Here is a 24,803-nt window from a genome sequence, read left to right on the forward strand (position 1 = left end):
TGTGCACTTATGTCCCAGGAACTTACCGCCGAACAGATCCAGCAAGCCTTGCAAGGCATCACCATCCCGCCGCAGCCGCAGATCATGGTCGACCTGCAGTTCGAGCAGTACATGCCCGACCCTGATCTTGAGACCATCGCCAAGCTGATCAGCCAGGACCCGGGCCTGTCCGGCGCCCTGCTCAAGCTGGTCAACTCGGCGCAGTTCGGCCTGGCGAACAAGATCGGCTCGATCCAGCGCGCGGTGAACCTGCTGGGCAGCCGCTCGATCATCAACCTGATCAACGCCCAGTCGATCAAGGGCGAGATGAGCGACGAGACCATCGTCACCCTCAACCCGTTCTGGGACACCGCCCAGGACGTGGCCATGACCTGCCTGACCCTGGCCAAGCGCACCGGCATCCAGGCAGTCGACGAGGCCTACACGCTAGGGTTGTTCCACGACTGCGGCGTGCCGCTGATGCACAAGCGTTTCCCCAACTATATGGAAGTGCTGGAAGAGTCCTACGCCAAGGCCAATGACGAAATCCGCGTGGTGGACACCGAGAACCGTGTGTTCAACACCAACCACTCGGTGGTCGGCTACTTCACCGCCAAGTCCTGGCGCCTGCCGGAGCACATCAGCGCCGCCATCGCCAACCACCACAACGCCCTGGCGGTGTTCCGCGATGAGTCCTCGCGCAACACCCAGACCCAGCTGAAGAACCTGCTGGCGGTGCTGAAGATGTCCGAGCACATCTGCGCGTCCTACCGCGTGCTGGGCAACCAGACCGTTGATCACGAGTGGGAGATGGTCGGGCCGCTGGTGCTGGACTACATCGGCCTGACCGAATACGACTTCGAGCAGCTCAAGCAGAACATCCGCGAAATGGGTGGGCACTGAACAATGCCGGAATTGCCAGAGGTCGAGACGACGCGGCGGGGTATTGCCCCGCATCTGGTGGGCCAGCGGGTCAGCCGCGTGGTGGTGCGTGACCGGCGCCTGCGCTGGCCGATCCCGGAAGACCTCGATGTACGCCTGTCGGGGCAGTGCATCGTCAGCGTCGAGCGCCGCGCCAAGTACCTGCTGATCAACGCCGAGGTTGGCACCTTGATCAGCCACCTGGGCATGTCCGGCAACCTGCGCCTGGTCGAGCTGGGGTTGCCGGCGGCCAAGCACGAGCATGTGGACATCGAGCTGGAGTCGGGGTTGATGCTGCGCTACACCGACCCACGGCGTTTCGGGGCCATGCTGTGGAGCCTCGACCCGCTCAACCACGAATTGCTGATCCGCCTGGGGCCGGAGCCGTTGACCGACCTGTTCGATGGCGAGCGCCTGTTCCAGCTGTCCCGTGGCCGCTCGATGGCGGTCAAGCCGTTCATCATGGACAACGCCGTGGTGGTGGGCGTGGGCAACATCTACGCCACCGAGGCATTGTTCGCCGCAGGCATCGACCCGCGCCGCGAGGCGGGGGGAATCTCCCGGGCGCGCTATCTGAAGCTGGCGATCGAGATCAAGCGCGTGCTCGCGGCGGCCATCGAGCAGGGCGGGACGACATTGCGCGATTTCATCGGTGGCGATGGCCAGCCGGGGTATTTCCAGCAGGAGCTATTCGTCTACGGCCGCGGCGGGCAGCCGTGCAAGCTCTGTGGCAGCGAGCTGCGAGAGGTGAAGCTGGGGCAGCGGGCGAGCGTGTTCTGCCCGAAATGCCAGCGTTGAGTGGTTCGCCGGCAAGCCGGCTTCTAGGGGGTGGGTGTCGAACCTTGTAGGCGCCGGCTTGCCGGCGAAACGGCCGCCTCGCCAACACCTCGCGGATCACTGGCGGCCTCCACGGTCCCGCCAGCCTTGTCCCAGTACAGCACCTGCTGGTTCCCGTAGCTGCGCCCTATGTCCTTCAACTGATACCCGCGTGCTTGCAGCTCGGCTTTCTGCGCGGGACTGAACGCCCCCGGCTCATGCTCGACCACGTCCGGCAGGTACTGATGGTGATAGCGCGCCGTCGCCGGCCATTCGGCCACCGGCCGGCCTTCCAGGAACCCCATCACCGACAGCAGCACCATGCTGGGTATCCGGCTGCCACCCGGGGTGCCGAAACTGGCGAACTGGCTGGGGCTCTCGATGAACGTCGGGCTCATGCTCGACAGCGGCCGCTTGCCCGCCGCCACCGCGTTGGCCTGGCTGCCCGCCAGGCCGTAGCTGTTGCTGCCGCTGGGGTCGGCGGCAAAATCGTCCATCTCGTTGTTCAACACCACGCCGGTGCCCGGCACGCTAAAAGCCGCGCCGAACGGCAGGTTGACCGACAGCGTGGCGGACACCGCGTTGCCGTCGGCGTCGATCACCGTGAAGTGGGTGGTGTGGTCGCCCTCGCGCCAAGCCGGCGAGGGCGGCAAAGTGTTGCTGGGTGTGGCTTGATGCACATCGATGCCGTCGGCCAGCCCCGTGAGGTATTGGCGCGCCAGCAGGCGATTGATCGGGTTGGCGACGTAGTCCGGGTCGCCGAGCAGGCCGCGGTCGCGGTAGGCCCGGCGCAGCACTTCGATCACGTAGTGGCTGCGCTGCACCGGCTCGGCGCTTTGCCAGGGCAGGCGCTGGAGCATGGCCAGGCTCTGGGCCAGGGCCACGCCACCGGCCGACGGCGGCGGGCTGCTGATCAGCTCGTGCTGGTTGGCCAACGAGTAGCGTAGAGGTTCGCGCCAGGCGGTGTGGTAGCCGGCGAGGTCGTCGAGGGTCCAAACGCCACCGGCTTGGCGTACGCCATCGACCAGGCGCTGGGCCATCGGGCCGCGGTAGAAACCGTCACGGCCGTGTTCGGCCATGCGCTGCAAGGTGGCGGCCAGTTCCGGCTGGCGGATCAGCGTGCCCAATGCTGGCACGTCGTTGATGCGAAGGAACAGCCGGGCGCTTTCGGGGTCGTCGCGCAGGGCACTCAGGCGCATGGTCGCCCGGTCGCGGTAGATGCGGTCGACGGCAAAGCCCTGGTTGGCCAGGCGGATGGCTGGGGCCAGGGTGTCCTTCAAGGGCAGCTTGCCGTGGGTCGCGGCCAGGTCGGCCAGCGCCTGGGGCAGGCCGGGGATGGCGGCGGCCAACGGGCCGTTGATCGACAGCCCCGGCTGAACCTTGCCATCTTTCACGTACATGTCTGCCCGGGCGGCGGCCGGCGCCCGTTCACGGGCATCGAGGAAGGCGTAGCGTGGCGTGTCGGCGCTTTCGCGCAGCAGGAAGAAACCGCCACCGCCCAGGCCCGAGCCATAGGGCTCGACCACTGCCAGCGCGGCGCTGATGGCCACGGCGGCGTCGAAGGCGTTGCCGCCCTGGGCGAGAACCTGCTGGGCTGCTGCGGTGGCTTCGCCGTGCGGGCTGGCGATGGCCGCGCGGCCTGGGCCATCAGCCTGGGCGGCGGTGGCCAGCAGCGCCAGGGCGGCGCCGAGGAGTGAGCGTCGAACTGCGGCGACGAACGGCATCAGGCCTTGCCGGTGATCCGGCGGTACTTGGCCATCAGTTCGTCTTCGGTTTCCGGGTGGGCTTCATCCAGGGGGATGCAGTCGACCGGGCAGACTTGCTGGCACTGTGGCTCGTCGTAGTGGCCCACGCACTGGGTGCACAGGTTCGGGTCGATCACGTAGATCTCCTCGCCTTGCGAGATGGCGGCGTTCGGGCACTCAGGTTCGCAGACGTCGCAGTTGATGCAATCGTCGGTGATGATCAGGGACATGGAGACTCCGGCCGGGGCGTCGGGCCCGGGCATGTTTCAAAGCGACAAGCGCAATTGTGCCGGATTCGCGCCCGCAGTGCACGCGGGCGCGACATCCTGACCGCATGGTTACTTGCGGAAGCGCTCGGTCAATGCGTCGGCCACGGTGGGGTGGACGAACTTGCTGATATCACCGCCCAGCGCGGCGATTTCCCGGACCAATGTCGAGGAAATGAACGAATAGCGCTCGGAAGGGGTGAGGAACAGGCTCTCGACGTCCGGCGCCAACTGGCGGTTCATGTTGGCCAGCTGGAACTCGTATTCGAAGTCGGAAACTGCGCGCAGGCCGCGCAGGAACACGTTCGCGCCCTGTTCCTTGGCGAAATGCGCCAGCAGCGAGGAGAAGCCGATGACTTCGACATTGGGCAGGTGCTTGGTGACCTCGCGGGCCAGCTCGACCCGTTGCTCCAGCGGGAACAGGGGGTTCTTCTTGGGGCTGGCCGCCACGGCGATGATCACATGGTCGAACAGCCGCGAGGCGCGCTCGACCAGGTCGCCATGGCCTTTGGTAATGGGGTCGAAAGTACCCGGGTACAACACTCGGTTCATCGCGTCATCCTGGCTGGAGTGCGTTGGGGAGTCGGATGGTAGCGCAGCGATTGCGCCCGGCCAAGTCGCGTGGCTGGCTGATGGCACTATAGACAGTGCGTGTATTGGCTGTCATGCGCCGTTTGCCAGGCGGCCGATCAGCGCGTCGCTGAGCCGCGCGGCCAGGGCATAGACCGACAGCTGCGGGTTGGCGCCGATGCTGGTGGGGAACAACGAGCCGTCGTGGATCGACAGGTTCTCCAGCTGGTGATGCCGGCCCAGGCTGTCGCACACCGCCTGGCGCGGGTCTTCGCCCAGGGCGCAGCCGCCCATGACATGGGCACTGCCCAGGCGCATGCGCAATAGCTCCAGGGGCAGGCTGTCGATCAGTGCCTTGGCCTGGTCCGGCGTTTCGACGTAGCAGGCGTCGCCATGCACCGGCAGCACCTGGTGAGCGCCGGCGGCGAACTGGATCTGCGCCATGCTGTGCCAGGCCCGGCGCAGGCCGTCGCGCAGGTAGTCGGTGACGGGGTAGTCGAGCACCGGCGAACCGTCGCCACGCAGTTCCACCTGCCCGCCCGGGCTGTCGGGGTTGAAGCCATCGCGCAGCAGCGCCAGCATCACGTGGGTGTGGGGCAGCTCGGCCATGCGCAGGGCATTGTCCTGGCCGTGCCCGCCAAGCAGGGTGCTGGCCAGGGCCGGGTGCAGCGGGGGGACCTCGAGCTTGTAGCCGACCGGGCCGCTGACACCGCCCTGCCACTGGAACTGGTCACTGTAGATCGATTGCGGCGCGCCGTAGTACGGGTCGATCCTGTCGGCGAATTGCGCGGCGCTGAAGTTGACCAGGTGCAGGAAGGTGCGCTTGCCCAGGCGCTGGTGCGGGTCGGGCGCCTGCGAGCGTAGCAGCAGGGCCGGGCTGTTGATGCCGCCACCCGCCAGCACATAGTGACGGGCGCGTACGCGGACCTGTCGCCCAGTCGGTTGGATACCCTTGGCGTCCAGGGCCTGGCACTGCAGGTGGTCGATGCGCTGGCCGTCATGGCTGAAGCGCTCGGCACGGGCCAGGTAGAGCAGTTCGCCGCCCTTGTCCAAGGTGGCGGGGATGCTGGTGACCAGCATCGACTGCTTGGCGTTGACCGGGCAGCCCATGCCGCAGTAACCCAGGTTCCAGCAGCCGCGCACGTTGCGCGGGATGACCGCCCAGCGGTGGCCCAGGGCTTCGCAGCCTCGACGCAGCACGTCGTTGTTGGCGTTGGGTGGCATTGCCCACGGGGCGATCCCCAGGCGCTGCTCCATGCGTTCGAACCAGGGGCGCAGGGTTTCGCCGTCCAGGCCCTTCACCCCGTGCTCGCGGGCCCAATGCTCCAGTGTTTGCGGTGGTGTACGGAAGCTGGATGTCCAGTTGACCAGTGTGGTGCCACCCACTGCACGGCCCTGGAGGATGGTGATGGCGCCCTCCTTGCTCAGGCGCCCCAACCCTTCCTGGTAGAGGTCGGCGTAGGCCTCGTGTTCCAGCAGGTGGAAGTCGCTGCTGGTCTTCAGAGGGCCTTCCTCGATCAGCAGCACCTTCAGGCCGGCGGCGCTGAGCAGTTCGGCCGTGGTGGCGCCACCGGCACCGCTGCCGATTACGGCGACATCGGCTTCGAGGGACAGGTCCTGGTCCAGGCGTGAGCCATCGTGGGTGGTCCAGCCTCGTTCAAGGCCTTGGCGAAACGGATCTGGGACGGGCATGAGGCGATTCCTTCTGGACAAGGCAAGGCGGATCGATCTGCGGGGAACTTGTCACACCAGGCGGTGCATGGGTGGCCGTTCAGACCTTCGGCGGCCCCGGATACCCGCAAGCGGTCCAGGCCTCGGGGCGCTCATACCAGGCCATCAGCAATAGCTGCAGCAGCGAGGCGTGCCCCTGGCGCAACAGGTTCAACGAGCTGGTGCGCCAACGATCCAGGAACCGCTCCACATCCATGCTCGTGGCGTTGTCCCAGCTGCCCCAGACTCCGGTCAACGGCCCACGGGTCAGGGGCAGGCTGAGCACATCGAACAACTGCCGGGTCAGTTTGAGCATGGCCGGGGAGAGCGACGCCAGCTTGTGGTCGAGGCTCGCGAGCACGGTATTGGTGGAGGCCTGGGTTCCCGCCAGCACGATCGGGATCAAGGCCTGCAACAGCGGCAGGTCGTCCTCGCGCAGCACCTGATAGCCAGAGGAGGGCGCCTCTTTCGTGCAGCCGATCAGGCTCGCGGCACCGAGGAACAGGCTGGCGCCCAGGCTGAACCTGAGCAGGTCGCGACGTTGCATGGCCTGCCCCGCTCAGCGGATGAACAGCTTGTAGACCAGGCGCTGCAAGGCCTTGCCATAAGGCGGGTAGATCACCTTGGCAGCGTTTATTCGCTGCTTGGCCAGCACGGCCTTGGCCTTGCTGAAGGTGAGGAAACCTTCGTGGCCATGGTAATGCCCCATGCCGGACGGGCCGATGCCGCCGAACGGCAAGTCGTCCTGGGCCACGTGCAGCAGGGTGTCGTTGAGGCACACGCCACCGGAGTGGGTGTCGCGCAGCACCCGCGCCTGCTCGCTACGGTCGTAGCCGAAGTAGTAGAGCGCCAGAGGCCGTGGCCGCTGGTTGATGTAGGCCAGGGCATCGTCGAGCCGGTCGTAGGGCACCAGCGGCAGCAGCGGGCCGAAGATTTCGTCCTGCATCACTTGCATGCCGTCGTGAACCTCCAGCAGCAGGTGGGGCGGCAGGCGCCGGCCCTGGCGCGGCTCATCGGCATACAGGTCGAGCACCTTGGCGCCCTGGGCACGGGCGTCGTCCAGCAGGTGGTTCAGGCGGGCGAGTTGGCGCTCGTTGATGATCGCGCTGTAGTCGGGATTGTCGGCGAGGCGCGGGTAGGCGCTGCGCACGGCGCGCTGGTAGGCCTCGGCGAAGGCGCCCAGGCGTTCGCGGGGCACCAGCACGTAGTCGGGGGCGACACAGGTCTGCCCGGCGTTGAGGGTCTTGCCGAAGGCGATGCGCTCGGCGGCGGTGTCCAGCGGCACATTTGCCGAGACAATGGCCGGCGACTTGCCGCCCAGCTCCAGGGTCACCGGGGTGAGGTTCTGCGCGGCCGCCAGCATCACGTGGCGGCCGACGCTGGTGGCGCCGGTGAACAACAGGTGGTCGAACGGCAGGCGGGCAAAGGCCTGGCCGACCTCTACCTCACCCAGCACGACGCTGACCAGGTCGCTGGGGAACACCCGCTCCAGTAGGGCCTTGAGTGCCTGGCCGCTTGCGGGGGTCGATTCGCTGAGCTTGAGCATCACCCGGTTTCCCGCAGCCAGGGCGCCGGTCAGCGGGCCGATGGCGAGGAACAGCGGGTAGTTCCACGGCACGATGATCCCCACCACCCCCAATGGCTGGTACTGCACCCGTGCACTGGCGGGCTGGAAGGCCAGGCCGACCTTGCGCCGCGACGCGCGCATCCAGCGCTGCAGGTGGCGCTCGGCATCGCGCAGGCCCAGCACCGAGGGCATCAGCTCGGCGATCAGGGTTTCATCGCGGCTACGCCCACTGAAGTCGGCATCGATGCTGGCGATCAAGGTTTCCTGGTCCGCCAACAGCGCCTCGCGCAGGCTCTTGAGCCACTGCCGGCGCTGGGCGGCCGGGGGCATGGGGTTGCTGGCGAACGCCTGGCGCTGGGCGTCGAACGTCGCTTGCAGGTCGAGGTCGGATTGCACGGGAGGGAGAACGGCAGGCGAGGTCATGGCGGCTCCGAGGGGGGGGCGAATGGCTAGAGCATATACTCTAACTGGTACGATGGTGCACCTATTTTCATGACCTTGGCGGTGCACCCGACCGGCTGGAGGCCGTAAGATGGCCCTGATCATTCACCCTGGAGACCGGAGCTGAGCATGGCCCCGCGCATGAAGACCCGAGAGCGCATCGTGCAGAACAGCCTGGAGCTGTTCAACCAGCAGGGCGAGCGTAGCGTCAGCACCAACCACATTGCCGCGCACATGGAAATCTCGCCCGGCAACCTGTACTACCACTTCCCCAACAAGCAGGCGATCATCGCCGTGCTGTTCAACCAGTACGAAGAACTGGTCGACAGCTTCCTGCGCGCCCCCCAGGGGCGGGCCGCCACGGTCGAGGACAAACGCTTCTACCTCAAGGCCTTGCTGGCGGCGATGTGGAACTACCGCTTCCTCCACCGCGACCTGGAGCACCTGCTCGACAGCGACCCGGAGTTGGCCGCGCGCTATCGACGTTTTTCCCGGCGCTGCCTGCAACATGGCCAGGCCATCTACCGTGGTTTCGTCGACGCCGGGATCCTGGCCATGGATGCGACGCAGATCGAGTCGCTGACCATCAATGCCTGGATCGTCCTGACGTCCTGGGTACGTTTCCTCAGCACCACCCGCGAGCACACCGCCCACCTGGGTGAAGAAGCCTTCAAGCGTGGCGTCTATCAGGTGGTGGTGCTGGAACTGGGCTATGTCACCCCGGCCTCGCGGGCTGCCGTGCAGGCGCTGTGCGATGAGTATCACGTTCCGTTCAACCAGGCCCTGGAGCACTGAGCTGGGGTTTTCGAGCCATTCAACAGGAGATTGTCATGCCCCTTGCGCAACTGATCACCCCGCAGCGACTGGCCGAGCGCCTGGACTCGCCCGGGCTGGTGATCCTCGACTGTCGTTTCGCCCTGGAAGATGTCGACTACGGCCAGCGCAGCTATGCCCAGGGGCATATCGCCGGGGCGCGTTTCGCCGACCTGGAGCGTGACCTGAGCGGGCCGGTGGTCAAGGGGCGTACCGGGCGGCATCCGTTGCCCGATGCGCAGCGCCTGGTCGAGCGCCTGCGTGAATGGGGCCTGGACGACGACAGCGAGGTGGTGCTCTACGACGACGGCCCTGGCGCGTTTGCCGCCCGTGCCTGGTGGCTGCTGGCCTGGCTGGGCAAGCGCGACGGGGTATGGATTCTCGATGGCGGCCTGAAAGCTTGGCACGCGGCACACCTGCCATTGAGCCTGGACCCGCCCGCGCGGCGTGAGGGCAACTTCAGCGGTGACCCGGACATGAAGCTGCTGATCGATGCCGGGCACCTGGCCAAGCGCTTGGGCGAGGCGGACCTGACCCTGATCGACGCCCGTGCGTTGCCGCGCTTCCGAGGCGAGGTCGAGCCGATCGACCCGGTGGCCGGGCACATCCCGGGTGCGCAATGTGCGGCCTTTACCGACAACCTTGGCGCCGACGGGCGTTTCCTGCCTGCCGCGCAGCTCAAGCAGCGTTTTGCCGAAAAGCTGGGTGGCCGCTCGCCGGAGCACCTGGTGGCCTATTGCGGCTCGGGCGTGACGGCCTGCCACAACCTGTTCGCCCTGGCGCTGGCGGGGTACCCGCTGGGGCGGTTGTATGCAGGCTCCTGGAGCGAGTGGATCAATGATCCGCAGCACGCAGTGGCGACAGGCGACTGACTTTTACTGTAGGAGCCAGCCTTGCTGGCGATGCAAGGCGCAGCCTTGCCAGAGAGCCCATTCGCCATTAAGGCTGGCTCCTACAGAACTACCGCTATCGACCTTCCAGCAGCCACTGCGGAATCCGCCGCTCCAGGTAATACCCCGGATTACGCAGGCTGCCGTCGACAAACCCCACATGCCCGCCCCGGCTGTGCAACTCGAAGTGCGTTTGCGCTGCCAGCTCGCTGGCGCTTGGCAGGCTGTGGTCGAACACGAATGGATCGTCGCTGGAGTGGATGATCAGCGTTGGGGTGCGGTTCTCGCCCAGGTAGTAGCGGCTTGAAGCACGCCGATAATAATCGTGGGCATCACTGAAACCGTTGAGCGGCGCGGTTACCCGGCCATCGAAATCCCAGAAGGTACGCAGGTTGCGCAAAGGCCCCAGGCGCTCGATCTCATCCAGCCCTTGTTGATGGCCCTTGTCACGAAAATGCCGCTGCTTGTTCTGCACATAGGCCAGCATCTCGCGCATGAAATGCGCTTGGTAGAGCTTCGAGAAGCCCAACCCGATGCGATCGGCGCACTGGTCCAGACGAAACGGCACCGACACCGCCACCGCCGCTTCCAGCTGGCTGGCCGAACCACTCTCACCCAGGTACTTGAGCAACACGTTGCCTCCGAGCGAATAGCCCACTGCGTACAGCGGTGCCAGCGGCCGCTGGGCGCGCAGGTGGCGGATGGTCTCGGCCAAGTCTTCGCTCGCCCCGGAGTGGTAGCTGCGCGCCAGCAGGTTGGGCTCGCCCGAGCAACCACGCCAGTTCACCGCGACACTGGCCCAGCCACGTGCCTGCAGTGCTTGCTGCAAACCTTTGACGTACGGGGAGTTGGAAGAGCCGGTCAGCCCGTGCAGCACCAGCACCAGGGGGGCGTCGGGCTGGTGCGGGCCATGCCAGTCGAGGTCGAGGAAGTCGCCGTCGGCCAGCCACAGGCGTTCGCGGTTGCGGGACAGATCGGGAAGCTTGCGCCAGAGAGGGCCCCACAGCGTCTGCAGGTGCGGGTTGGACAGGCCGGTGGCCGGGCGGAACGTGGCGGTGAGGCTGGGCATGCTGGGCGACTCGTGATGTGCCCGCCTAGAGTGCCATGAAACACCGCCACTGTATCTGCGCTATTGGTCGGCTGCCACGCGCTGCCACAGCGCATAGTGCACCTGGCCGGTCTTCTTCTCGCGGTGCAGGCGCCAGTTGCCTGGCATGGGTAGTGAGGACGGTGCCGCCTCGCTCTCGGTGTAGACCCACGCCTGTTCGCGCAGCCACTGGCCTTGTTCCAGCAGGTTGCAGGTGTTGGCCAGCAGGTCTTGGTGGAAGGGCGGGTCGAGGAACACCAGGTCGAACTGCTGCTTGGTCGGGCCTTGCAGGTAACGCAGAGCGTCGGTCTGCAGGATCTGCCCACGGGGGCAGCGCAGCAGTTCGAGATTGTGCTTGAGGTTTGCGATGGCGGTCGGGTTGCTGTCCAGCGCCACTGCGTTCTCGGCACCACGGGACAGCGCCTCGAGTACCAGGGCGCCGCTGCCGGTGAAAGCATCCAGCACATGGGCGCCCTCGATGTAGGGTGCCAGCCAGTTGAACAGGGTTTCGCGCACGCGGTCAGGCGTGGGGCGCAGGCCCTCGCCTTCCGGCACTGCCAGGCGGCGGCTGCGCCACTCGCCGGCGATGATGCGCAGTTGGCCGGGGCCCTTGCTGGCGCCCGGTGCCGGGCGCGCTGGGGAGGTGGGTCTTGCCATTAATGCTCCGGTACGCCGAGCGGCTGCTCGGCGGGTTTGTCAGTGGGGGCCGGCAGTGGCTTCTGTGGCACCTTGGGGCCGGCGGTGACGATCACCAGCCGGTCGGCGGCCAGGTGCTTGGCCATGGCGGCCTTGACCTGCTCGACCGTCAGTGCCTGGGACTGCTGCATGAAGTCCTCCAGCCAGCTCAGCGGCAGGTCGTAGAAGCCGATCGCGCCCAGTTGGCCGACGATGCTCGCGTTACTGGCGTTGGACAGCGGGAAGCTGCCGGCCAGTTCACGCTTGGCGTCGTCCAGCTCTTGCTGGGTCGGGCCATTCTTCAGGTAGTCGGCGAGGATGTCCTGGACCAGCTTGAGCGTGCCTTCGCTAAGCTCGGCGCGGGTTTGCAGGTTGATCATGAACGGGCCGCGCACCTGCATCGGGCTGAACACCGAGTACACGCCATAGGTGAGGCCGCGTTTTTCGCGAACTTCACTCATCAGGCGGGTACCGAACGCACCACCGCCGAGGATCTGGTTGCCCAGCGACAGGGCGGGCCAGTCCGGGTCGTTACGGTCGATACCGAGTTCGGCCAGCATCAGGTGGGTCTGCTTGGACGGGAAGTCGATATGGGTCACGCCCGGCTTGGGTTCGTTCGGTTGCTCGGGCTTGGCCAGTGCCGGCCCTTTGGGTAGGCCGGCGGACACCTGGGCGGCGATGGCCGCGGCTTCGCCACGGTCGAGGTCGCCGACCAGGGCGATCACCGCATTGCCAGCGCTGTAGGCCTTCTTGTGGAAGTCGCGCAGTTGCTCCAGGGTGATGCCGGGGATGGTCTCGGCGGTGCCGTCGCTGGGGTGAGCGTAGGGGTGGTTACCGTACAGGTTGGCGAACAGTGCCTTGCCTGCAAGCTTGCCGGGGTTCTGTTTCTCATACTCGAAGCCGGCAAGTATCTGGTTCTTGATGCGCTTGAGAGCGTCCTCGGGGAAGGTCGGCTTGCCAACCACCTCGGTGAACAGCTGCAGGGCCGGTTCACGCTTGTCCGCGGCGCTCAGGCTACGCAGGGAGGCCACAGCCATGTCGCGATAGGAACCGTTGCCGAAGTCCGCGCCCAGGCCTTCGAAGCCTTGAGCGATGGCGGTCACATCCTTACCGGCTACGCCCTCGTTGAGCATGGCGTTGGCCAGTGCGGCCAGGCCGGGGGTGCCGCCGTCCTGGCTGCTGCCGGCGGCGAAGGTGACGCGCAGGTCGAACATTGGCAGTTCGCGGGCCTCGACGAACAGTACCCGGGCGCCTTCGGCGGTGGTCCAGTTCTGGATGTTCAACTGGCGGCGGCTCGGGGCCTTGCCGTCCAGCTCGGCCAGCGACTGCAGTGCATGGGCCGGGCGGGCGGCGGTGGCGGGCTTGCCGGCATTGTCTGATTGGGCCGGGCGCGCCAGCAGCAGGGCGATGGCCACCACCAGCACGATGATCGCCAGGCCGAACAGGGTGTAGCGGGGTGCGCTGCGATCACTCATGAGCGGACTCCTCGGGCAGTACATGGGCAACGCTCAGGCGTTCGCGGGTGAAGTAAGTGCGGGCGGCGTCCTGGATGTCCTGAGGCGTCACGCGCTTGAGGTCGTCCAGCTCGCTGTCGATCAACTTCCACGACAGGCCGACGGTCTCCAGCATGCCGATGGTGGTGGCCTGGCTGCTGATCGAGTCGCGGTCGTAGACCAGGCCGGCGATCACCTGGGCGCGCACGCGCTCGAGCTCTTCAGCGGTCGGTGGGGTGGTCTTGAGCTCGTCGAGCAGTTGCCAGACGCCTTTCTCGACGTCGGCGAGGGTCTTGTGCTTCTGCACGTTGGGCGTGGCCGAAACCAGGAACAGGCTGTCACCCCGGGTGAAGGCGTTGTAGCTGGACGAGGCGCCGGCCACCAGCTCCTGGCCGCGCTCCAGGCGTGCCGGCAGGCGCGCGCTGTAGCCGCCGTCGAGCAGGGCGGAGATCAGGCGCAGGGCGTTGACGGTGCGCGGCTCTTTGCTGGTGGCCAGGCTTGGGACATTGAACCCGTAGATCAGGCTGGGCAGTTGCGTGCGTACATGCAGGGTCAGTTGGCGCTGGCCCGGCTCGGCCAGTTCCAGCGGCAGCTTGCTCGGTGGCACGGCGCGCTTGGGGATCGGGCCGAAGTATTTCTGTGCGAGGTTCTTCACCTCGTCAGGGGTGACGTCGCCGACCACCACCAGGGTGGCGTTGTTCGGTGCGTACCAGGATTCGTACCAGTGGCGCAGTTCCTCGACCTTCATGCGTTCGAGGTCGGCCATCCAGCCGATGGTCGGGGTGTGGTAGCCGCTGGCCGGGTAGGCCATGGCGCGGAACAGCTCGAAGGCCTTCGCGTTGGGCTGGTCGTCGGTGCGCAGCCGGCGCTCTTCCTTGATCACCTCGATCTCACGGCGGAATTCGTCGGCCGGCAGGCGCAGGCTGGCCAGGCGGTCGGCCTCCAGCTCGAAGGCTACCGGCAGGCGGTCGCGGGCCAGCTCTTGATAGTAGGCGGTGTAGTCGTCGCTGGTGAAGGCGTTCTCTTCGGCGCCGATGTCACGCAGGATGCGTGAGGCTTCGCCTGGGCCAACCTTGGCGCTGCCCTTGAACATCATGTGCTCCAGGGCATGCGAAAGACCGGTCTGGCCTGGCGTTTCGTAGCTGGAACCGACCTTGTACCAGATCTGCGATACCACCACTGGCGCGCGGTGGTCCTCGCGCACGACAACCTTCAGGCCGTTGTCGAGGATGAATTCGTGAGTGGGTTGCACATCGGCGGCGAAGGCCACCAGCGGCAGGCACAGCGTGCCGAGCAACAGGCCAGCGGCACGGCGGGCTAGAGCATTCATACGGTGTTCAACCTGTTCGGCGGCCCGCTTGGGTTTAGCGTCGGCGGGCCAGGAGGTGCTAGGATACTGATCCGGTTGCCTGGCGACCATGCCTGTCGCCGTTCTGGCCCGCAGGCCCTTACGTCAAAACGTTGCGCATGAACCCGCTGGCTTCACAGTAGTCTGTTCTGCGTGAGTAAGAATTCCCGATGCGCCATTGCTGGCCCATCGCTACCCTGAGATAGCCGTCCTCCATGTTTGGTTCCAACGACGACAAAAAAGCGCCGGCCGCGGCTGGCGAGAAGAAAGGCCTGTTCAGCTGGTTCCGCAAGAAGCCGGAGCAACCTGTCGCCGAACAGCCGCAAGCCCCACAGCCGCCGGTCGAGGCGCAAGCGGTGCCGCAGCCACCCGTCGAGCAGCCCGCTCCGGTGGCCGAGGCACCCCAGCCTGCACCGGTAACCGAACCGGTCGAGCCTGAACCTGCCGTCGCCCCTGAGGTTGCGCAACCCGTTTTGGTGGCCGAGGCGCCCCAACCGGCACCGGTAGCCGCGCCGGTCTCGCCTGAGCCTGCTGTTCCTCAGGCACCGCAGCCTGTTGAGCTGGTCGAAGCACCCCGGCCCGAGCCGGTGCACGTTCCGTTCGAGCCGGCCCCGCGGCCCCAGCCCCCTGCGCCAGTGAGCAACCTGGTGCTGCCGGTCGCCGAAGAGCCGGTTGCGCTGGTGCCTGATCTCGAACCCATGGCCCCGCCTGCCATCCCGGAGCGCACGGCCCCTGAGGTGGTGGTTCCCGAAGCCGCCCCCGTGGTTGTCGTTCCGGTGGTCGAGCCCGAGTCTGTCGCTTCCACTCAGGTTGCCGCAGAGCCCGTGCCTGCAGCCGCCGAACCCGCCAAACCAGGCTTTTTCGCCCGGCTCAAGCAGGGCCTGTCGAAGACCAGCGCCAGCATCGGCGAAGGCATGGCGAGCCTGTTCCTGGGCAAGAAGGTCATCGACGACGACTTGCTGGACGAAATCGAAACCCGCCTGCTGACCGCCGACGTCGGCGTCGAGGCCACCTCGACCATCGTCCAGAACCTGACACAGAAGGTCGCCCGCAAGCAGCTGGCCGACGCCGACGCCCTGTACAAGTCGCTGCAGGAAGAGCTGGCCGCCCTGCTGCGCCCGGTCGAGCAGCCGCTCAAGATCGAAGCGCAGAACAAGCCCTACGTGATCCTGGTTGTGGGCGTGAACGGCGCCGGCAAGACCACCACCATTGGCAAACTGGCGAAAAAGCTCCAGCTCGAAGGCAAGAAGGTCATGCTCGCCGCCGGCGACACCTTCCGCGCCGCGGCGGTGGAGCAATTGCAGGTGTGGGGCGAGCGCAACCAGATCCCGGTCATCGCCCAGCACACCGGCGCCGACTCGGCCTCGGTGATCTTCGACGCCGTGCAGGCCGCCAAGGCCCGTGGCGTCGATGTGCTGATCGCCGATACCGCAGGGCGCCTGCACACCAAGGACAACCTGATGGAAGAGCTGAAGAAGGTCCGTCGGGTGATCGGCAAGCTCGACGCCGACGCGCCCCACGAGGTACTGCTGGTGCTCGACGCCGGCACCGGCCAGAACGCCATCAGCCAGGCCAAGTACTTCAACCAGAGCGTCGAGCTGACCGGCCTGGCTCTGACCAAGCTCGACGGCACCGCCAAGGGCGGCGTCATCTTCGCCCTGGCCAAGCAGTTCAACATTCCGATCCGCTTCATCGGTGTGGGCGAGGGTATCGACGACCTGCGCACCTTCGAAGCCGAACCTTTCGTCAAGGCGCTGTTTGCCGAGCGGGAACCTTCATGATCCGATTCGAACAGGTTGCCAAGCGCTACCCCAATGGCCACGTTGGCCTGCACGAGCTGAGCTTCCGGGCGCGCCGTGGCGAGTTCCTGTTCGTCACCGGCCACTCCGGCGCCGGCAAGAGCACCTTGTTGCGCCTGCTGCTGGCGATGGAGCGCCCGACCAGCGGCAAGCTATTGCTGGCCGGGCAGGACCTGGGCCAGATCAGCAACGCGCAGATCCCGTTCCTGCGCCGACAAATCGGCGTGGTGTTCCAGAACCACCAGTTGCTGTTCGACCGCACCGTGTTCAACAACATCGCCCTGCCGCTGCAGATCCTCGGGTTGTCGAAGGCTGAGATCGCCAAGCGTGTGGACTCGGCGCTGGAGCGCGTGTCGTTGAGCGACAAGGGCGAACTGTTCCCGGCCGACCTGTCTACCGGTCAGCAACAGCGGGTCGGCATCGCCCGCGCCATCGTTCACCAGCCGGCCCTGCTGCTGGCGGACGAGCCCACCGGTAACCTCGACCCGCGCCTGGCCGCGGAGATCATGGGCGTGTTCGAGGACATCAACCGCCTGGGTACCACGGTATTGATCGCCAGCCACGACCTGGCGCTGATCGCGCGCATGCGCCACCGCATGCTGACGCTGCAACGCGGCCGCTTGATCGGCGATGGGGAGGCCGGGCAATGAGCACCACACGTACACCAAAAGTTTCCGAGCGCGTCGCGCCCAAGGCCGCCGACCCGCAACCGGCGAAGAACAAGCGCGGCGATCACGACGACGATGGCCCGGATTTCCGCACCCTGCTGCACGCCTGGCTGGAAAGCCACCGTGCCAGCCTGGCCGACAGCCTGCGCCGTTTGGGCAAGCAGCCGATCGGCAGCTTCTTCACCTGCCTGGTGATGGCGGTGGCGCTGAGCATGCCCATGGGCCTCTCGCTGCTGCTCAAGAACGTCGAGAAGCTCGGTGGTTCATGGCAGCGTGCGGCCCAGATTTCGCTGTACCTCAAGCTTGACGCCAGCAGCCGCGATGGCGAGGCGCTGCGCGATGAGATCAAGGGCATGCCAGGTGTCGCCGAGGCCCAGTACGTCAGCCGCGAACAGGCGCTGGAAGAGTTCCAGCAGCAGTCGGGCCTGGGCGAAGCACTGCGCGAGTTGCCGGACAACCCGCTGCCCGGCGTCGTAGTGGTGACCCCGACCGAGGTCGACAAACCCGCCCTGGAGGCCTTGCGCCAGCGCCTGTCCGAGTTGCCTCGCGTGGAAACGGCACAACTGGACCTGGTGTGGGTGGAGCGCCTGGCGGCCATCCTCAAGCTGGGCGACCGCTTTGTGTTCGGCCTGGCGGTGATGCTTATTTCCGCTTTGCTGTTAGTAATCGGTAACACAATTCGTCTACACATTGAAAACCGTCGGGTGGAGATCGAAGTGATCAAGCTCGTCGGTGGTACCGACAGCTACGTGCGCCGGCCTTTCCTGTACATGGGCGCCTTGTATGGCCTGGGCGCGGGCGTGCTGGCCTGGGGCATCCTGGCGTTCGGCCTGAATTGGCTCAACGATGCGGTGGTCGGGCTTTCCGGCCTGTACGGCAGTGATTTCGCCTTGGGCGGCGTGCCGGCCTCGGATGGTCTTTCACTCTTGATTGGGGCGGTACTGTTGGGGTATATCGGTGCATGGATCGCCGTCGCTCGTCACCTGAACGAGCTGGCACCGCGATAAATGTTTCATGGCCAGTATTGACAAATTTTTCATTCTGGAACTTGTACAAGGGTTCCTTGTCTATGCTGGCAGTGCCCACAAGGCACGAGTCTGTAAGCCGGAGGTACTTGAATGACCACATCGTTGCAACCTGCCTATGCCCTGGTTCCCGGTGCAAACCTGGAAGCCTACGTGCACACGGTGAACAGCATTCCCTTGCTGACGCCGGAGCAGGAGCGTGATCTGGGCGAGCGTCTCTACTATGAGCAGGATCTCGAGGCCGCTCGTCAAATGGTGATGGCCCACCTGCGTTTCGTTGTACACATCGCCCGCAGCTATGCTGGCTATGGGTTGGCCCAGGCTGACCTGATCCAGGAAGGCAATGTCGGCCTGATGAAGGCGGTAAAGCGCTTCAACCCGGAAATGGGCGTGCGCCTGGTATCCTTTGCGGTGCACTGGATCAAGGCCGAGATCCACGAGTTCATCCTGCGCAACTGGCGTATCGTCAAGGTGGCCACCACCAAGGCCCAGCGCAAGCTGTTCTTCAACCTGCGCAGCCAGAAGAAACGCCTGGCCTGGTTGAACAACGACGAAGTGCATCGCGTGGCGGAAAGCCTCGGTGTCGAGCCCCGTGAAGTACGCGAGATGGAAAGCCGCCTGAGCGGCCAGGACATGGCCTTCGACCCGGCGGCAGAAGCCGATGACGACAGCGCCTTCCAGTCGCCCGCGCATTACTTGGAAGACCACCGCTACGACCCGGCCCTGCAGCTTGAGGACGCCGACTGGAGCGACAACTCCAGCAGCAACCTGCACGAAGCCCTGCAAGGCCTGGACGACCGCAGCCGCGACATCCTTTACCAGCGCTGGCTGGCCGAGGAAAAGGCCACATTGCATGAGCTGGCGGAGAAGTACAGTGTTTCGGCCGAGCGGATTCGTCAGCTCGAGAAGAACGCGATGAATAAGGTCAAGGCACTGATTACCATCTGATCGGCGCCTGGCTGGATCGAAAAAGCCGCTTCCCTTCCCGGGGGTAAGCGGCTTTTTTCATTTGTGTTGCCTATAACCAGCCTCTTCGCCGGCAAAACCGGCTCCTACAGGTATCGTGAAGCTTCTTGTAGGAGCCGGCTTTGCCGGCGAATAGGCCGGTATTGCAGCCACAAAACTCAAAGCTTGCGCGAAGCATCCAGCTGCATCAGGTAGCTCGGTCCACCCAGCTGGCTCATCTGCCGACGAATCCACCCTGCCCTGCTGGCCACATAGGCGCTAGGACGGCTGGCGCTCCACTTGATCGGGCTTGGCAGCACCGCCGCAAGCTGCGCGGCCTGTTGGCGCGAGAGGCGGCTGGCATCGACCCCAAAGTGATAGCGCGCCGCCGCTTGAGCGCCAAACACGCCCTTGCCCCACTCGGCACTGTTCAGATACACCTCAAGAATCCGTTCTTTCGACCAGAACAGCTCGATCAGCGCCGTGAACCAAGCTTCCAGTCCTTTACGCAACCAGCTGCGTCCGGACCACAGGAACAGATTCTTGGCCACCTGCTGGGTCAGCGTGCTGGCGCCACGAACCTTGCCGCCACGCTCGTTGTAGGCCAGGGCTGCCTGGATCGCTGGGATGTCGAAGCCCCAGTGGCTGGCGAACTTCTGGTCCTCACCGGCGATCACCGCCACCTTCAACTCATCGGAGATATCCTCCCATGGCGTCCAGTCGCGCTGCAGGTCGATAGGTTCGCCGTTGAACCATGACTCCACCTTGCGCTCGACCATCAGCGCCGTGCCGGGCGGTGGCACCCAGCGCAACACCAGGACCACGGCGATGCTGCCAGCAGCGAACCAGAGCAGGGCACGGGAAAGGCGGCGGAGGAAGGATGACAGCATGGTGATGGCTTGGCCGGACCGTTGGAACGGGCCATTATACAGGCCCATTCCGAGGAGTCGTCCCATGCTTCGCAGCTTCCTGATGCTTGCCGCGTTCTTCGGCTTTACCGGTGTCGCCCTCGGTGCCTTCGCCGCCCATGGCCTGAAAAGCCGCCTCAGCGCCGACTACCTGGCGATCTTCCATACCGGTGTCACCTACCAGTTGGTGCACGCCCTGGCGATTCTCGGTGTGGCAGTGCTGTCGGTACACCTGCCGGGGCGCCTGGTCGGCTGGGCCGGTGGTCTGTTCGCGCTGGGTATCCTGCTGTTCTCCGGTAGCCTCTACTTACTGACCCTCAGCGGCCTGGGCAAGCTCGGCATGATCACCCCGCTGGGCGGTCTGTGCTTCCTCGCTGGCTGGTTGTGCCTGGGGCTGGTCGCCTGGCGCCTGGGCTGACCGAACGGTCCACAATCGCGACTAATGGCGTGTGCCGCCCTTGGGTTGCAAGGTGGATCGGGGCTAGAATGCGGGCCCCAAAGAACAATGGTGGCCGTGCGCATGCGCATTCAACTGAACGGTGAACCTTACGAATTGCCCGCAGGCGAAAGCGTCGCGGCGCTGCTGGGCCGGCTGGAGCTGGCCGGCCGCCGGGTGGCGGTGGAACTGAACCTGGACATCGTGCCGCGCAGCCAGCACGAGAGCACGCTGCTTGCTGAGGGCGATCAGGTTGAAGTGGTCCATGCCATTGGCGGTGGTTGAGCATCTCCTGGCGATTCACCCGAAAGCCCCGTAACCTTTCCAGAGGAACATCGATGAGCAACGTTCGAAGCGACAAGCCTTTCGTCCTGGCCGGGCGTACTTTCCAGTCGCGCCTGCTGGTCGGCACCGGCAAGTACCGTGACATGGAGGAGACCCGCCTGGCCACCGAGGCCTCGGGTGCCGAGATCGTCACCGTAGCCGTGCGTCGCACCAACCTCGGCCAGAATGCGGGCGAACCGAACCTGCTCGATGTGCTGTCGCCTGACAAGTACACCATCCTGCCGAACACCGCAGGCTGCTTCGACGCAGTCGAAGCGGTACGTACCTGCCGCCTGGCCCGTGAGCTGCTCGATGGCCACAAGTCCCACGAAAGCCGGACGTTGGTGAAGCTGGAAGTGCTGGCCGACCAGAAGACCCTGTTCCCCAACGTGATCGAAACCCTCAAGGCCGCCGAAGTGTTGGTCAAGGACGGATTCGATGTGATGGTCTACACCAGCGATGACCCGATCATCGCCCGCCAGCTGGCCGAAGCCGGCTGCATCGCCGTCATGCCGTTGGCCGGCCTGATTGGCACGGGTCTGGGAATCTGCAACCCGTACAACCTGCAGATCATCCTGGAAGAATCCAAGGTGCCGGTGCTGGTCGATGCCGGCGTGGGCACTGCTTCCGACGCCACCATCGCCATGGAGATGGGCTGCGAAGCCGTGCTGATGAACTCGGCCATCGCCCATGCCCAACAACCGGTACTGATGGCCGAGGCCATGAAGCACGCCATCGTTGCCGGCCGCATGGCGTACCTCGCCGGACGCATGCCGAAGAAACTCTATGCCAGCGCGTCCTCGCCGCTGGAAGGTCTGATCAAGTAAGAGCCCCAGATGACTGAATCGCAAGAAACGCCGATCACCGAAGACGGCGAAGCGCGCCCGCACCGCCGCATCAAGAGCTTCGTGATGCGCGCCGGGCGCATGACCGAAGGCCAGCAACGCGGCTTGGAGCAGGGGGGGCCGTTGTTCATCCTGCCGCTGGCCGACAGCCCAGTGGACTACGACCAGGTGTTCGGCCGTTCGGCGCCGCGCACCCTGGAGATCGGCTTCGGCATGGGCCATTCGCTGCTGGAAATGGCCGCCGCCTCGCCGGAGCTGGATTTCATCGGTGTCGAAGTGCACCGTCCGGGTGTCGGTGCGCTGCTCAACGGCGTGCTCACTCAGGACCTGAAGAACCTGCGGGTCTACGACTGTGACGCCATTGAGGTGCTCAACCGCTGCGTGGCCGACAACAGCCTTGATCGGCTGATGCTGTTCTTCCCGGATCCGTGGCACAAGGCGCGTCATCACAAGCGCCGAATCGTCCAGCCGGAGTTCGCCGAGCTGGTGCGCCGCAAGCTTAAGGTGGGCGGGGTGTTCCACATGGCCACCGACTGGGAGCCCTATGCCGAGCACATGCTAGATGTGATGAAGGTGGCACCGGGTTATCGCAACCAGGCGGCCGATGGTGCGTATGTGCCGCGCCCGCAGGAGCGCCCGATCACCAAGTTCGAGCGCCGTGGCGAGCGCCTTGGGCATGGGGTGTGGGACTTGAAGTTCGAGAAGGTGGACTGAGCGGCTTCATTGGGTTTCGCCTTCAATGCCTACGAAACCACAGACCAAAAAAAACCGCCCTTCAAGGGCGGTCTTTTTTACGGGCTTTGGGTTACGAAGCCTCAGCCTGCGTGTTTAAGCTTCACTACGCTGAGCCGCGTCTGGAAGCTGTTTCGGATCCTGTTTGTCTTCAGGACCGCCAGGGGCTTGCTGCGTGATCACTTTGACGATGCCCATCAAGGGCTAGTTGGGTGAGAAGCCATCCTGGCTTCCCTGGGCGGCTTTGAGCAAGCGCTCAGCCCCGCCGATCAGCCACCACGCCAATCAACACCAGCACCACCAGTAGCACCGGTGCCAGCGCATAGTTGTTGAACTGCCCCAGCCCTTTCACGATCCACGGTGTCGCATAGATCAGCGCCGCACCGCTGCCGATCATCACCAGCAGGGCCATGAACGGCACGCGCAGCGCGCCGGCCAGGCCGCCCAGGCGCCCTTCCACCCAACCCTTGATATCGGTGCCGAACAGCACTAGCAGGCAGCCCACCAGGGCCAGCGAAATTTCCGACAGGTTGCTGCGGCTCCAGCGGGAAACGGTCGAGAGCAGGTCAAGTACCAGGTCCATGGGTCATCCTTAATTCAAGAAGTACTGCAGCAGGTCGTTGAGGAACAGCTGGCCACGCGGTGTGGCTGCCAGCCGATCCGGTTCGACCTGCAAAAGGCCCTTTTGTTCGGCTTCGCGGCGCGCTTCGGCGAGCTGCGCCAGGGGCAGGCCGGTGCGCAGGCTGAACAGCTCGGCCTCCACGCCGTCGGTGAGGCGCAGCGCGTTCATCAGGAACTCGAAGGGTAGCTCATCGGCCGGCAGCAGTTTCTCGCCTGCCTTGAACGGTTTGGACGGATTCAGGTAATCCTTGGGCAGGCGGGTCTTCCAGGTGCGAAGGATGCGCCCCTCGGGGAACGATAGCTTGCCATGGGCGCCTGCACCGATGCCGATGAAGTCGCCGAAACGCCAGTAGTTCAGGTTGTGCCGTGCGGCACGACCGGCCTGGGCATAGGCCGAGACTTCGTATTGCCGGTAGCCATGCTTGGCCATCAGCGTTTGGCCGGCTTCCTGGATATCCCAGAGGATATCGTCCTCGGGCAGCTCTGGCGGCTGGCTCCAGAACACTGTGTTCGGTTCCAGTGTCAGCTGGTACCAGGACAAGTGCGTTGGCGCCAGCTCGATGGCCTGGCGCAGGTCACTCAGCGCATCGTCCAGCGACTGGTCCGGCAGGCCGTGCATCAGGTCGAGGTTGAAGTTGTCAAAGCCTGCCGCGCGCGCCATACCAGCAGCGCGAACCGCTTCGTCGCCATTGTGGATGCGCCCCAGTTTCTCCAGCTTGGCCGGCTGGAAGCTCTGCACCCCGATGGACAGGCGGTTGATGCCGGTTTGCCGGTAGGCCTTGAACTTCTCCTGCTCGAAGGTACCCGGGTTGGCCTCGAGGGTGATCTCGATATCCGTGGCGAACGGGATGCGTTGCTCGACACCTCGCAGCAGTCGGCCAAGCGCAGCTGCGCTGAACAAGCTGGGCGTACCGCCACCGAAGAAGATTGTGCTGATAGGGCGGCCCTGGACCGCAGGCATTTCCTGCTCCAGGTCGGCGAGCAGGGCATCGATGTAATCGTCTTCCGGCAACGATGGGCCGGCCTGGTGCGAGTTGAAATCGCAGTAGGGGCACTTACGCACGCACCAGGGAATATGGATATACAGCGACAGCGGCGGGAGTTCGGGAAGGATCAGGCCCGCCGGCTGCAAGGACAACGATTCGGTCATGCCAGGCCCAGACGTTGACGCAGCAGGGCCATGGCGCGGGCGCGGTGGCTGAGCTGGTTCTTGTCGACCGGGGCGAGGTCGGCGCTGGAGCACTTGCGCTCCGGGACCCAGAACAACGGGTCATAGCCAAAACCATGCTCGCCGCTGGCCTCGAACAGGATGCTGCCGTGCCACAGCCCTTCGCAGAGGATCGGCAGCGGGTCGTCGGCGTGACGCACCAGGGCCAGGACGCAGACGAACTGCGCGCCGCGTTGCTCCTGGGGGACATCCTTCAAAGCCTCGAGCAGCTTGGCGTTGTTCGCCGTATCGCCCTTGCCATCGGCGTAGCGCGCCGAATAAATGCCCGGCGCGCCGCCGAGGAAATCCACGGCCAGGCCGGAGTCGTCAGCCAGGGCCGGCAGGCCGGAGATGCGCGCGGCGTTGCGGGCTTTCAAGATGGCGTTCTCGACGAACGACAGGCCGGTTTCTTCCGGCTCTACCTGGCTGAATTCACCGATCGAGCGCAGGTGCACGGCCTCGCCGAGCATCGCTTGCAGTTCCTTGAGCTTGCCGGCGTTGTGGCTGGCCAATACGAGTTGCTGGAAATTCATCATTCGCCTGGGAACACTTCCTGGTTGAAGCTGAGTGAATGGCTGACGCCGCCGGTTTCGACGCTAAGGTCGAAGGTGAGTGTTTCGGGTTGTTCGATCTTGAACTGGGCGATGTAGTACACCGCGCCCTGGTCGGTGATCTGCTTGAACGACAACGGGGCGCTGCGACCGGTGAGATCTTTCACCGTGCCGCTGACCACCGCCGTCGCGGGCTTGCCGGCCTTGAGCACGGCGATGTTGAGCACGCCCTGGTTCTTGCTGCGGGTCAGGCCCGTGGCGGCGGCGATGTCGGGTTGCAGCATGCTTGAGGTGAAGGCGCTGTAGTGGACCGTCACGTCGCCGAACACTTCCTTGCGTTCAGGTTTGGCGGCATCGGCAGCCAGTACCGGCAAGGCCAGGCACAGGCAGATCAGAAACAGTGCTAGACGACGCATGATCC

At 65.3% G+C, this 24,803-nt stretch carries 27 protein-coding genes; 12 read left to right on the forward strand and 15 right to left on the reverse strand.

The window, feature by feature from the left end:
* Window positions 1–63: 63 nt before the first annotated feature.
* Together IM733_RS20725 and mutM are read left to right on the forward strand one after the other, a co-directional pair.
* On the forward strand, window positions 64–882 hold the full coding sequence (locus tag IM733_RS20725) for an HDOD domain-containing protein (RefSeq protein ID WP_248921211.1): 819 nt from the start codon (window positions 64–66) through the stop codon (window positions 880–882).
* A gap of 3 nt (window positions 883–885) precedes the next feature.
* Window positions 886–1,698, forward strand: coding sequence for a bifunctional DNA-formamidopyrimidine glycosylase/DNA-(apurinic or apyrimidinic site) lyase (gene mutM / locus IM733_RS20730; RefSeq protein WP_248918286.1), 813 nt, complete (start codon window positions 886–888; stop codon window positions 1,696–1,698).
* 23 nt (window positions 1,699–1,721) lie between these two features.
* On the opposite strand, the gene ggt is transcribed toward mutM, so the two are convergent.
* The 6 genes from ggt to IM733_RS20760 all read right to left on the reverse strand — a co-directional run bounded on the left by ggt (window position 1,722) and on the right by IM733_RS20760 (window position 7,997).
* Window positions 1,722–3,440 carry a gamma-glutamyltransferase gene (ggt, locus tag IM733_RS20735; RefSeq protein WP_248918287.1) on the reverse strand — a complete coding sequence of 573 codons (1,719 nt, stop codon included), beginning with the start codon at window positions 3,438–3,440 and terminating at the stop codon, window positions 1,722–1,724.
* On the reverse strand, window positions 3,440–3,691 hold the full coding sequence (locus tag IM733_RS20740) for a YfhL family 4Fe-4S dicluster ferredoxin (RefSeq protein WP_011531711.1): 252 nt from the start codon (window positions 3,689–3,691) through the stop codon (window positions 3,440–3,442). The genes ggt and IM733_RS20740 overlap by 1 nt, the downstream gene beginning before the upstream one ends.
* Window positions 3,692–3,799: 108 nt before the next feature.
* On the reverse strand, window positions 3,800–4,279 hold the full coding sequence (gene coaD, locus IM733_RS20745) for a pantetheine-phosphate adenylyltransferase (protein WP_011531712.1): 480 nt from the start codon (window positions 4,277–4,279) through the stop codon (window positions 3,800–3,802).
* 111 nt (window positions 4,280–4,390) lie between these two features.
* Window positions 4,391–5,989, reverse strand: a complete 1,599-nt coding sequence (locus IM733_RS20750; protein ID WP_248918288.1) for a GMC family oxidoreductase — start codon at window positions 5,987–5,989, stop codon at window positions 4,391–4,393.
* Window positions 5,990–6,068: 79 nt separating this feature from the next.
* A complete protein-coding gene (locus tag IM733_RS20755; protein WP_248918289.1) occupies window positions 6,069–6,554 on the reverse strand; it encodes a twin-arginine translocation pathway signal protein in 486 nt (161 codons plus the stop codon).
* Between the two features lie 12 nt (window positions 6,555–6,566).
* The gene (locus tag IM733_RS20760; RefSeq protein WP_248918290.1) at window positions 6,567–7,997 is read right to left on the reverse strand and encodes a coniferyl aldehyde dehydrogenase; all 1,431 of its coding nucleotides are present in this window, start codon (window positions 7,995–7,997) and stop codon (window positions 6,567–6,569) included.
* Between the two features lie 147 nt (window positions 7,998–8,144).
* Here IM733_RS20760 and IM733_RS20765 point away from each other — a divergent pair, with 147 nt between their 5' ends.
* A complete protein-coding gene (locus IM733_RS20765) occupies window positions 8,145–8,810 on the forward strand; it encodes a TetR/AcrR family transcriptional regulator (protein ID WP_213659191.1) in 666 nt (221 codons plus the stop codon).
* 35 nt (window positions 8,811–8,845) lie between these two features.
* Window positions 8,846–9,700: a sulfurtransferase gene (locus tag IM733_RS20770; protein WP_248918291.1), complete on the forward strand. Its 855-nt coding sequence runs from the start codon at window positions 8,846–8,848 to the stop codon at window positions 9,698–9,700.
* Window positions 9,701–9,794: 94 nt separating this feature from the next.
* Here the strand turns inward: IM733_RS20770 and IM733_RS20775 are convergent, their stop codons facing one another.
* Genes IM733_RS20775 through IM733_RS20790 form a run of 4 tightly spaced genes read right to left on the reverse strand, consistent with a single transcriptional unit; the run spans window position 9,795 to window position 14,303 of the window.
* The gene (locus IM733_RS20775; RefSeq protein WP_213659193.1) at window positions 9,795–10,787 is read right to left on the reverse strand and encodes a hydrolase; all 993 of its coding nucleotides are present in this window, start codon (window positions 10,785–10,787) and stop codon (window positions 9,795–9,797) included.
* Window positions 10,788–10,847: 60 nt separating this feature from the next.
* The gene (gene rsmD / locus IM733_RS20780) at window positions 10,848–11,462 is read right to left on the reverse strand and encodes a 16S rRNA (guanine(966)-N(2))-methyltransferase RsmD (RefSeq protein WP_248918292.1); all 615 of its coding nucleotides are present in this window, start codon (window positions 11,460–11,462) and stop codon (window positions 10,848–10,850) included.
* A complete protein-coding gene (locus IM733_RS20785) occupies window positions 11,462–12,955 on the reverse strand; it encodes a M16 family metallopeptidase (RefSeq protein WP_248918293.1) in 1,494 nt (497 codons plus the stop codon). Before IM733_RS20785 ends, rsmD begins: the two co-directional genes overlap by 1 nt.
* Window positions 12,948–14,303, reverse strand: coding sequence for a M16 family metallopeptidase (locus tag IM733_RS20790; RefSeq protein WP_248918294.1), 1,356 nt, complete (start codon window positions 14,301–14,303; stop codon window positions 12,948–12,950). Before IM733_RS20790 ends, IM733_RS20785 begins: the two co-directional genes overlap by 8 nt.
* A gap of 233 nt (window positions 14,304–14,536) precedes the next feature.
* Here IM733_RS20790 and ftsY point away from each other — a divergent pair, with 233 nt between their 5' ends.
* From ftsY to rpoH, 4 genes are all read left to right on the forward strand, one after another.
* Window positions 14,537–16,102 (forward strand): signal recognition particle-docking protein FtsY, encoded by a 1,566-nt coding sequence (ftsY, locus tag IM733_RS20795; RefSeq protein WP_248918295.1) that lies wholly within the window; start codon window positions 14,537–14,539, stop codon window positions 16,100–16,102.
* Complete coding sequence (gene ftsE, locus IM733_RS20800) at window positions 16,099–16,770, forward strand: cell division ATP-binding protein FtsE (protein WP_011531723.1); 672 nt, start codon at window positions 16,099–16,101, stop codon at window positions 16,768–16,770. The genes ftsY and ftsE overlap by 4 nt, the downstream gene beginning before the upstream one ends.
* The gene (gene ftsX, locus IM733_RS20805) at window positions 16,767–17,795 is read left to right on the forward strand and encodes a permease-like cell division protein FtsX (protein ID WP_248918296.1); all 1,029 of its coding nucleotides are present in this window, start codon (window positions 16,767–16,769) and stop codon (window positions 17,793–17,795) included. The genes ftsE and ftsX overlap by 4 nt, the downstream gene beginning before the upstream one ends.
* Window positions 17,796–17,906: 111 nt before the next feature.
* Window positions 17,907–18,761, forward strand: a complete 855-nt coding sequence (gene rpoH, locus IM733_RS20810) for an RNA polymerase sigma factor RpoH (protein WP_213659199.1) — start codon at window positions 17,907–17,909, stop codon at window positions 18,759–18,761.
* Window positions 18,762–18,937: 176 nt separating this feature from the next.
* On the opposite strand, the gene mtgA is transcribed toward rpoH, so the two are convergent.
* Window positions 18,938–19,648, reverse strand: a complete 711-nt coding sequence (mtgA, locus tag IM733_RS20815; RefSeq protein ID WP_248921212.1) for a monofunctional biosynthetic peptidoglycan transglycosylase — start codon at window positions 19,646–19,648, stop codon at window positions 18,938–18,940.
* A gap of 64 nt (window positions 19,649–19,712) precedes the next feature.
* Here mtgA and IM733_RS20820 point away from each other — a divergent pair, with 64 nt between their 5' ends.
* From IM733_RS20820 to trmB, 4 genes are all read left to right on the forward strand, one after another.
* The gene (locus IM733_RS20820) at window positions 19,713–20,084 is read left to right on the forward strand and encodes a DUF423 domain-containing protein (protein WP_248918297.1); all 372 of its coding nucleotides are present in this window, start codon (window positions 19,713–19,715) and stop codon (window positions 20,082–20,084) included.
* A gap of 102 nt (window positions 20,085–20,186) precedes the next feature.
* Window positions 20,187–20,387, forward strand: a complete 201-nt coding sequence (gene thiS / locus IM733_RS20825) for a sulfur carrier protein ThiS (protein WP_248918298.1) — start codon at window positions 20,187–20,189, stop codon at window positions 20,385–20,387.
* Window positions 20,388–20,440: 53 nt separating this feature from the next.
* Window positions 20,441–21,253 (forward strand): thiazole synthase, encoded by an 813-nt coding sequence (locus tag IM733_RS20830; RefSeq protein WP_248918299.1) that lies wholly within the window; start codon window positions 20,441–20,443, stop codon window positions 21,251–21,253.
* 9 nt (window positions 21,254–21,262) lie between these two features.
* Complete coding sequence (trmB, locus tag IM733_RS20835; protein ID WP_248918300.1) at window positions 21,263–21,985, forward strand: tRNA (guanosine(46)-N7)-methyltransferase TrmB; 723 nt, start codon at window positions 21,263–21,265, stop codon at window positions 21,983–21,985.
* 274 nt (window positions 21,986–22,259) lie between these two features.
* Here trmB and IM733_RS20840 read toward each other — a convergent pair whose 3' ends face one another.
* Genes IM733_RS20840 through IM733_RS20855 form a run of 4 tightly spaced genes read right to left on the reverse strand, consistent with a single transcriptional unit; the run spans window position 22,260 to window position 24,798 of the window.
* Window positions 22,260–22,586 carry a DUF3392 family protein gene (locus tag IM733_RS20840; RefSeq protein WP_011531731.1) on the reverse strand — a complete coding sequence of 109 codons (327 nt, stop codon included), beginning with the start codon at window positions 22,584–22,586 and terminating at the stop codon, window positions 22,260–22,262.
* A gap of 9 nt (window positions 22,587–22,595) precedes the next feature.
* Entirely contained in the window at window positions 22,596–23,774 is a 1,179-nt protein-coding gene (hemW, locus tag IM733_RS20845; protein ID WP_248918301.1) for a radical SAM family heme chaperone HemW, read from the reverse strand.
* Entirely contained in the window at window positions 23,771–24,367 is a 597-nt protein-coding gene (gene rdgB / locus IM733_RS20850; RefSeq protein WP_248918302.1) for an RdgB/HAM1 family non-canonical purine NTP pyrophosphatase, read from the reverse strand. The genes hemW and rdgB overlap by 4 nt, the downstream gene beginning before the upstream one ends.
* A complete protein-coding gene (locus tag IM733_RS20855; protein WP_248918303.1) occupies window positions 24,364–24,798 on the reverse strand; it encodes a DUF4426 domain-containing protein in 435 nt (144 codons plus the stop codon). The genes rdgB and IM733_RS20855 overlap by 4 nt, the downstream gene beginning before the upstream one ends.
* Window positions 24,799–24,803: the final 5 nt, after the last annotated feature.

The organism is Pseudomonas entomophila (assembly GCF_023277925.1).
Taxonomy (GTDB): domain Bacteria; phylum Pseudomonadota; class Gammaproteobacteria; order Pseudomonadales; family Pseudomonadaceae; genus Aquipseudomonas; species Aquipseudomonas entomophila_D.

Bases quoted from the DNA above. Each gene is read 5' to 3' on its own strand.
- ftsE (WP_011531723.1), top strand. From the start codon at position 16,099: ATGATCCGATTCGAACAGGTTGCCAAGCGCTACCCCAATGGCCACGTT.
- trmB (WP_248918300.1), top strand. From the start codon at position 21,263: ATGACTGAATCGCAAGAAACGCCGATCACCGAAGACGGCGAAGCGCGC.
- coaD (WP_011531712.1), bottom strand. From the start codon at position 4,279: ATGAACCGAGTGTTGTACCCGGGTACTTTCGACCCCATTACCAAAGGC.
- IM733_RS20790 (WP_248918294.1), bottom strand. From the start codon at position 14,303: ATGAATGCTCTAGCCCGCCGTGCCGCTGGCCTGTTGCTCGGCACGCTG.
- rpoH (WP_213659199.1), top strand. From the start codon at position 17,907: ATGACCACATCGTTGCAACCTGCCTATGCCCTGGTTCCCGGTGCAAAC.
- mtgA (WP_248921212.1), bottom strand. From the start codon at position 19,648: ATGCTGTCATCCTTCCTCCGCCGCCTTTCCCGTGCCCTGCTCTGGTTC.
- IM733_RS20775 (WP_213659193.1), bottom strand. From the start codon at position 10,787: ATGCCCAGCCTCACCGCCACGTTCCGCCCGGCCACCGGCCTGTCCAAC.
- IM733_RS20855 (WP_248918303.1), bottom strand. From the start codon at position 24,798: ATGCGTCGTCTAGCACTGTTTCTGATCTGCCTGTGCCTGGCCTTGCCG.
- ftsX (WP_248918296.1), top strand. From the start codon at position 16,767: ATGAGCACCACACGTACACCAAAAGTTTCCGAGCGCGTCGCGCCCAAG.
- IM733_RS20740 (WP_011531711.1), bottom strand. From the start codon at position 3,691: ATGTCCCTGATCATCACCGACGATTGCATCAACTGCGACGTCTGCGAA.
- mutM (WP_248918286.1), top strand. From the start codon at position 886: ATGCCGGAATTGCCAGAGGTCGAGACGACGCGGCGGGGTATTGCCCCG.
- IM733_RS20830 (WP_248918299.1), top strand. From the start codon at position 20,441: ATGAGCAACGTTCGAAGCGACAAGCCTTTCGTCCTGGCCGGGCGTACT.
- IM733_RS20760 (WP_248918290.1), bottom strand. From the start codon at position 7,997: ATGACCTCGCCTGCCGTTCTCCCTCCCGTGCAATCCGACCTCGACCTG.
- ftsY (WP_248918295.1), top strand. From the start codon at position 14,537: ATGTTTGGTTCCAACGACGACAAAAAAGCGCCGGCCGCGGCTGGCGAG.
- IM733_RS20840 (WP_011531731.1), bottom strand. From the start codon at position 22,586: ATGGACCTGGTACTTGACCTGCTCTCGACCGTTTCCCGCTGGAGCCGC.
- rsmD (WP_248918292.1), bottom strand. From the start codon at position 11,462: ATGGCAAGACCCACCTCCCCAGCGCGCCCGGCACCGGGCGCCAGCAAG.
- thiS (WP_248918298.1), top strand. From the start codon at position 20,187: ATGCGCATTCAACTGAACGGTGAACCTTACGAATTGCCCGCAGGCGAA.
- ggt (WP_248918287.1), bottom strand. From the start codon at position 3,440: ATGCCGTTCGTCGCCGCAGTTCGACGCTCACTCCTCGGCGCCGCCCTG.
- IM733_RS20770 (WP_248918291.1), top strand. From the start codon at position 8,846: ATGCCCCTTGCGCAACTGATCACCCCGCAGCGACTGGCCGAGCGCCTG.
- IM733_RS20765 (WP_213659191.1), top strand. From the start codon at position 8,145: ATGGCCCCGCGCATGAAGACCCGAGAGCGCATCGTGCAGAACAGCCTG.
- IM733_RS20785 (WP_248918293.1), bottom strand. From the start codon at position 12,955: ATGAGTGATCGCAGCGCACCCCGCTACACCCTGTTCGGCCTGGCGATC.
- hemW (WP_248918301.1), bottom strand. From the start codon at position 23,774: ATGACCGAATCGTTGTCCTTGCAGCCGGCGGGCCTGATCCTTCCCGAA.
- IM733_RS20820 (WP_248918297.1), top strand. From the start codon at position 19,713: ATGCTTCGCAGCTTCCTGATGCTTGCCGCGTTCTTCGGCTTTACCGGT.
- IM733_RS20755 (WP_248918289.1), bottom strand. From the start codon at position 6,554: ATGCAACGTCGCGACCTGCTCAGGTTCAGCCTGGGCGCCAGCCTGTTC.
- rdgB (WP_248918302.1), bottom strand. From the start codon at position 24,367: ATGATGAATTTCCAGCAACTCGTATTGGCCAGCCACAACGCCGGCAAG.
- IM733_RS20750 (WP_248918288.1), bottom strand. From the start codon at position 5,989: ATGCCCGTCCCAGATCCGTTTCGCCAAGGCCTTGAACGAGGCTGGACC.